Source organism: Rhodanobacter sp. FW106-PBR-R2A-1-15, from assembly GCF_058789735.1.
Genome location: NZ_JBYTEM010000003.1, coordinates 1 through 4,970 on the forward strand (window position 1 = coordinate 1; position 4,970 = coordinate 4,970).

5 protein-coding genes are annotated in these 4,970 nt (G+C 68.8%); 3 read left to right on the forward strand and 2 right to left on the reverse strand.

Annotated features, from left to right (window positions below; translation table 11 throughout):
• The first annotated feature begins 85 nt into the window (after positions 1–85).
• Positions 86–439, forward strand: a complete 354-nt coding sequence (locus tag AC3WTD_RS02330; RefSeq protein ID WP_492612794.1) for a hypothetical protein — start codon at positions 86–88, stop codon at positions 437–439.
• 102 nt (positions 440–541) lie between these two features.
• On the opposite strand, the gene AC3WTD_RS02335 is transcribed toward AC3WTD_RS02330, so the two are convergent.
• Positions 542–1,780, reverse strand: coding sequence for an MFS transporter (locus AC3WTD_RS02335; RefSeq protein ID WP_027491848.1), 1,239 nt, complete (start codon positions 1,778–1,780; stop codon positions 542–544).
• Positions 1,781–1,962: 182 nt separating this feature from the next.
• On the opposite strand from AC3WTD_RS02335, the gene AC3WTD_RS02340 reads away from it, so the two are divergent.
• Together AC3WTD_RS02340 and AC3WTD_RS02345 are read left to right on the forward strand one after the other, a co-directional pair.
• A complete protein-coding gene (locus AC3WTD_RS02340; RefSeq protein ID WP_492612795.1) occupies positions 1,963–2,787 on the forward strand; it encodes an SGNH/GDSL hydrolase family protein in 825 nt (274 codons plus the stop codon).
• A gap of 169 nt (positions 2,788–2,956) precedes the next feature.
• Positions 2,957–4,318 carry a chloride channel protein gene (locus AC3WTD_RS02345; RefSeq protein WP_492612796.1) on the forward strand — a complete coding sequence of 454 codons (1,362 nt, stop codon included), beginning with the start codon at positions 2,957–2,959 and terminating at the stop codon, positions 4,316–4,318.
• 202 nt (positions 4,319–4,520) lie between these two features.
• On the opposite strand, the gene AC3WTD_RS02350 is transcribed toward AC3WTD_RS02345, so the two are convergent.
• Positions 4,521–4,646 carry a hypothetical protein gene (locus AC3WTD_RS02350; protein ID WP_255324827.1) on the reverse strand — a complete coding sequence of 42 codons (126 nt, stop codon included), beginning with the start codon at positions 4,644–4,646 and terminating at the stop codon, positions 4,521–4,523.
• Positions 4,647–4,970: the final 324 nt, after the last annotated feature.

The window sequence follows — 4,970 nt, forward strand, 5'->3', positions numbered from 1 at the left end:
CGCGGCGAGCCCGAGGGCTTGAGTGAAGAGCGTTTCCATCGCGCCAGCCTGCCTGCTGTAGGGTGCCTACCGCAAGACCGGCTGCGTGTCACCCACAGCAAACGCGAGAGAGCCGCTCAAGTTCTACTACGACGGCCAGTGGAAGCCGCAGTACCAGCGCTGGGTCGACATGCAGGCCGGGCTCTACGGCGGCAGCGGCGCGGAGATCGTCGCGTGGAACCAGGCGCGGACCTCGGACATGATCTTCACCCAGCCGGTGGTGCACGAGTTTCCGCGCATTCGCGTGCCGACCGTGCCGATTGTCGGCGACAAGGACCGCACCGCGCCCGGCGCCAATCGCGCGCCGCCGGAACTGGCCGCGACGCTCGGCCGCTACGATCTGCTCGGCAGGCAGGCGGCCAAGGCGATTCCCGACGCCTGCCTGATGGCCTTCCCGTAACTGGGCCACGCAGCCCAGATGGAGGCGCCGGAGCGATTCCACGCTGCGTTGCTGTTGGCGCTGCGGGCGGGTGACTGAGTGCTTGCCCCCGCCCCACCCGGCTCAAGCCGGCTTGCCTGGCTGGTCCGGCGCATCGGGATGCGGATCCATCGCGCCCGGTGTGGTGTGCACCAAAGGCACGAAGTTGTCGTCCGGGGTCACCTCGCGTTTGCGGCGCATGAAGCGGTACAGCGCATAGCCGGCCAGCAGGCCGTCGAGGATCGCGAACCAGGCGAACAGGAACGCCGGCTGCGTCAGGCTCATCAGTGTGCCCGCCAGCAGTGGCCCCACCGCTGAACCGATGCCGTTGACCAACAGCACCGTGCTCGACCCCGAGAGCAGATCGTCGCGGCGCAGGTAGTCGACCAGGTGTGCTACCGCGATCGGGTACAGTGCGAAGCTCATGCCGGCGAAGGCGAACACCAGCAGCATGGCGACCGTCTGTCCGGCCGTCGGCAATGCCAGGTTAACCAGCGCCACCAGTGCCGCGGTGGCGCTGATCAGCGCCAGCGCGAGCCGCCGGTCGATGCGGTCGGACAGGTGCCCCAGCGGCAATTGCAGCGCCACGCCGCCGGCGATGGCCACGCTCATGTAGGTGCCGACTGCGGCGGTGCCCAGGCCGCGGGCGGCCGCGTACAGCGGCAGCAGGCCCCAGAACGCACCCAGCGCCATGCCCGATATCAATGCGCTGACCAGCGCGGTAGGCACCAGCCGGAACATGTGGCCCACCTGGACCCGCGGCGCCGCGCGCAGGGACGGCTGCGGCTGCAGGGTCACGACCACCGGCAGGCTGGCGAGGCAGAACAGGATCGCCACCACGCAGAACAACACGAAGCCCTCGCCGCGGATGCGCAGGAACTGTTGTGCCGCTGCGCTGGCACCCAGGTTCAGCATCATGTAGACGGCGAATACCGTGCTGCGGTGCCTCGGCTCGGCGGCGGTGTTCAGCCAGCTCTCGATGATCGCGTACAGACCGACCAGCAGCAGCCCCTGCAGAACCCGCAGCACCAGCCAGGCCCCGTACGCCGGGGTCAGTGCCTGCAGCAGCGCGGTCACCGCCACCAGCGAGGTACAGAAGGCGAAGCTGCGGATATGGCCGAAGCGGTGCGTGAGCTTCGGCACCGTGTAGGTACCGACCAGGAAGCCGGTGTAGTAGGCCGAGGTCAGGATTCCGATCATCGCGACGGAGAAGCCCAGCGCCTCGCCCTGCAACGCGATATGCGTATGCAGCAGGCCGACTCCCATCAACAGGAACACGGTGCTCGACAACAACGGTGCGGTGGTGCGGATGCTGCTCAACATGCGAAGGGTCCGGGATGGCACGTGCCGCACGGCCAGTGGAGCAGGTGCGACCGCAGCAGGGTAACCGGACGGGAAAGAGTTTGTCGCCGTCCGGCGGCATATCGGCGCGTTACTGCACTGGTGCGGTGGCGTTGAGAACCGGGTCGGAGCACTCTGAGTCCAGCTTCTCTGGAGATTCCCGCATGGCCTTCTCGTCGCTTCCGCTCGCCGCTCTGGTGCTGCTCGCCAACGCTGCCGTCCCGCCGCAGACCAGCGGCCAGGCCGCCGCTTCCACCTCCGCGCCACCTGTCGCGATCAACCCGCTCTACACCATACCGCCGGCCTCGCTCACGGCCGAGCAGGTCGCGGCGATGCAGCAGCAATTGCTGGACTGGCCGCAGCTGGGCCGCTACCGCGACGACAATGTGCGGCTGCCGGCGCCAGTGCCTGGCGAGGAACGTGTGGTGTTTTTCGGCGACTCCATCACCGACGCGTGGGGGCGCGCCGAGGGCACGCGCTTTTTCCCCGGCAAGCCGTACGTCAACCGCGGCATCTCGGGGCAGACGACGGCGCAGATGCTGCTGCGTTTCCGGCAGGACGTGATCGCGCTCCGTCCCGCGGCGGTGGTGCTGCTCACCGGCACCAACGACCTTGCGGGCAACACCGGCTTCGCCAGCTTGCCGATGATCGAGGACAACCTGCGCTCCATGACGGAACTGGCGCAGGCCAATCACATCCGGGTCATCCTCGCCTCCGTGCTGCCGGTCAGCGACTATCCCTGGCATCGCGGACTGCAGCCCGCCGGCAAGGTTCGCGTGCTCAACGCATGGCTCCGGGCCTATGCGGCATCGAGTGGCGCCACCTACCTCGACTACTACGACGCGCTGGCGAACGCGCAGGGCGGCATGGATTCCGACCTTGCCAGCGACGGCGTGCACCCGACGCCCGCGGGCTACGCGATCATGGCGCCGCTTGCGCAGCAGGCCATCGAGCGCGCGCTGGCGAAGCGGCGATCGGGCGGACACTAGCCTCGACGGGTCGGGCTCGCTTCCGGAACGGTACGTCGCGGGCTCGCGCCGGACGGCGCGGCGGCGGGCCTCGCCTTCCGCTTCGTACTTCGAAGCCGCCACCGAACCGATTGCTATACTCGTCAGGCTTTTCACCCCGCCCACCCCAGAGCCCAGCCCAGCCACGCCGATGCGACGTTTCTGTCTGACCGAACCGCTGGTGATGCTGGCGACCGTGCTGCAGTGGCTGGTACTGGCGATCTTCACCGGGGCGTTGGTTGGCGCGGGTTGCACGCTGTTCCTGCGCGCGCTGTTCGCCACCGAGGGCCACGCCTATGCGGCGCCGTGGTGGGTGCTGGCGCTGGCCCTGCCGCTGGGCGGCCTCGCCAACGGCCTGCTGCTGCACTACGGCTACCGGCTGCGGCGCAGCACGTTCAGCGACAACGTGATCGTGGCGGTGAACGAGCAGCACGGCAAGCTGCCGTTCCGCACCATGTGGATCAAGCCGGTGTGCGCATTGATCACGTTGGCCTGCGGTGGCTCGGCGGGCAAGGAAGGGCCGTGCTCGCACATCGGCGCCAGCCTGGCGGCGGCGGTGGGGCGCATGCTGCATCTCAACCCGGAGATGCGCAAGCGCCTGCTGGCCTGCGGCGTCAGCGCGGGTTTCTCCAGCGTGTTCGGCACGCCGATCGCGGGCGCGATCTACGGCGTGGAGATGCTGGCGATCGGACGCATCCGCCACGACTTCCTGTTTCCCGCCATCGTGGGCGGCGTCACCTCGTTCGAGGTGTCGCGCTGGCTCGGCGTGCCGTACCCGCATTACGTGATCGACTTCAGCGGCCAGTTCACCGAGCTGCTGTTCCTGAAGACGGTGCTGATCGGCGTGCTGTGCGGCGGCGTGGCATGGCTGTTCGTGGAGCTGCTGGGGCAGGCGAGGAAGCTGTTCGGCGGGCTGAAGCAGCGTTGGGCGCTGTGGCCGCCGCTGGTGCCGATGCTGGGTGGTGTGGTGCTGGCGTTGCTGATCCTGCTGGTGCCGACGGATTATCTCGGCCTCAGCCTGCCACTGATGGAGCGCGCGCTGCACGGCGAGGCCATGCCCTGGCTCGGCTTCGTGTGGAAGGCGCTGCTGGTGGCGATCACGCTGGGCTCGGGCTTCTACGGCGGCATCGTCACGCCGCAGTTCGTGCTTGGCGCAGTGGCTGGCGGCGCCTTCGCCCACCTGTTCGGCCTGACGCCTGCGCTGGGCGCGGCGGTGGGGCTGACGGCGGTGGTGGCCGCGGCCTCCAACGCGCCGATCGCCGCGATCCTGATGGGCGTGGAGCTGTACGGCGCGGACGCCACGCTGTACGTGGCCGGCGCCTGCGTAGCGGCGTATCTCATCATCGGCCACCGCAGCGTCTACCCGGAGCAGCAGATCGCCTTCAGCAAGTCCTCATGGATCTTCGCCCGTGCCGACCTGCCGGTGGGGCAGGAAAAGGTGCGCTTGTCCTACGGCCTGTTGCGCTGGTGGCGCATGCGGCGGCGGTCGCGGAAGTCCGGCAGCGGCGAATGACCCCTCGGGGGTTCGTCGCCGGTCCCCCAGCCACGCCGTGCGTTGGCAGGCCGAATCGGGACGAGGAGGGCGAAAGGCACGGCGGCCGGTGCGATCCGGGACTCGCGTTCCTGCGTGAGCCTGCCGCGATGGCGCGGCAGGCCGTGGGATGCATCGGGCCGGAGCGGCAGGCGCTCCGGTCCTGGTGCTGCCTCGGTACGGTTTACCAGCTGCGTCTGGCGGTGCCTTCGAACACGTTGTTGGCCGGGTTGGTCTGGATCATGCAGATTGCGTTGCCGAGCGACTCGACGTAGATGGCGAATGGGCGAAGGCCCAGGGCGACCGCCAACGTGGGATGCTCGGGGCGATGCGTCGAGGGAGCGGCCTCGCCATGGCGGAGCAGGTGGAATCGAAGTAAGCCGGAAGCGGGTGCCGGTTCCGCTGGCCAAGGCCAATGCGTGGACGCGCGGGAAGTACAACGACTGGGGCCTGGCCAACGTGCACGACGAGGCCTTCGACGACTGATGCTGCATCGAGCCCCTCTCCCTGTGGGAGAGGGGTTGGGGTGAGGGTTCGGTCGCAGCGAGAAGTCTGGCCAGCCCCGCACCCTCATCCGGCGCTGCGCGCCACCTTCTCCCGGAGGGAGAAGGGCTGCTGCATCGAGCCCCTCTCC

Bases quoted from the DNA above. Each gene is read 5' to 3' on its own strand.
- AC3WTD_RS02335 (WP_027491848.1), bottom strand. From the start codon at position 1,780: ATGTTGAGCAGCATCCGCACCACCGCACCGTTGTTGTCGAGCACCGTG.
- AC3WTD_RS02345 (WP_492612796.1), top strand. From the start codon at position 2,957: ATGCGACGTTTCTGTCTGACCGAACCGCTGGTGATGCTGGCGACCGTG.
- AC3WTD_RS02340 (WP_492612795.1), top strand. From the start codon at position 1,963: ATGGCCTTCTCGTCGCTTCCGCTCGCCGCTCTGGTGCTGCTCGCCAAC.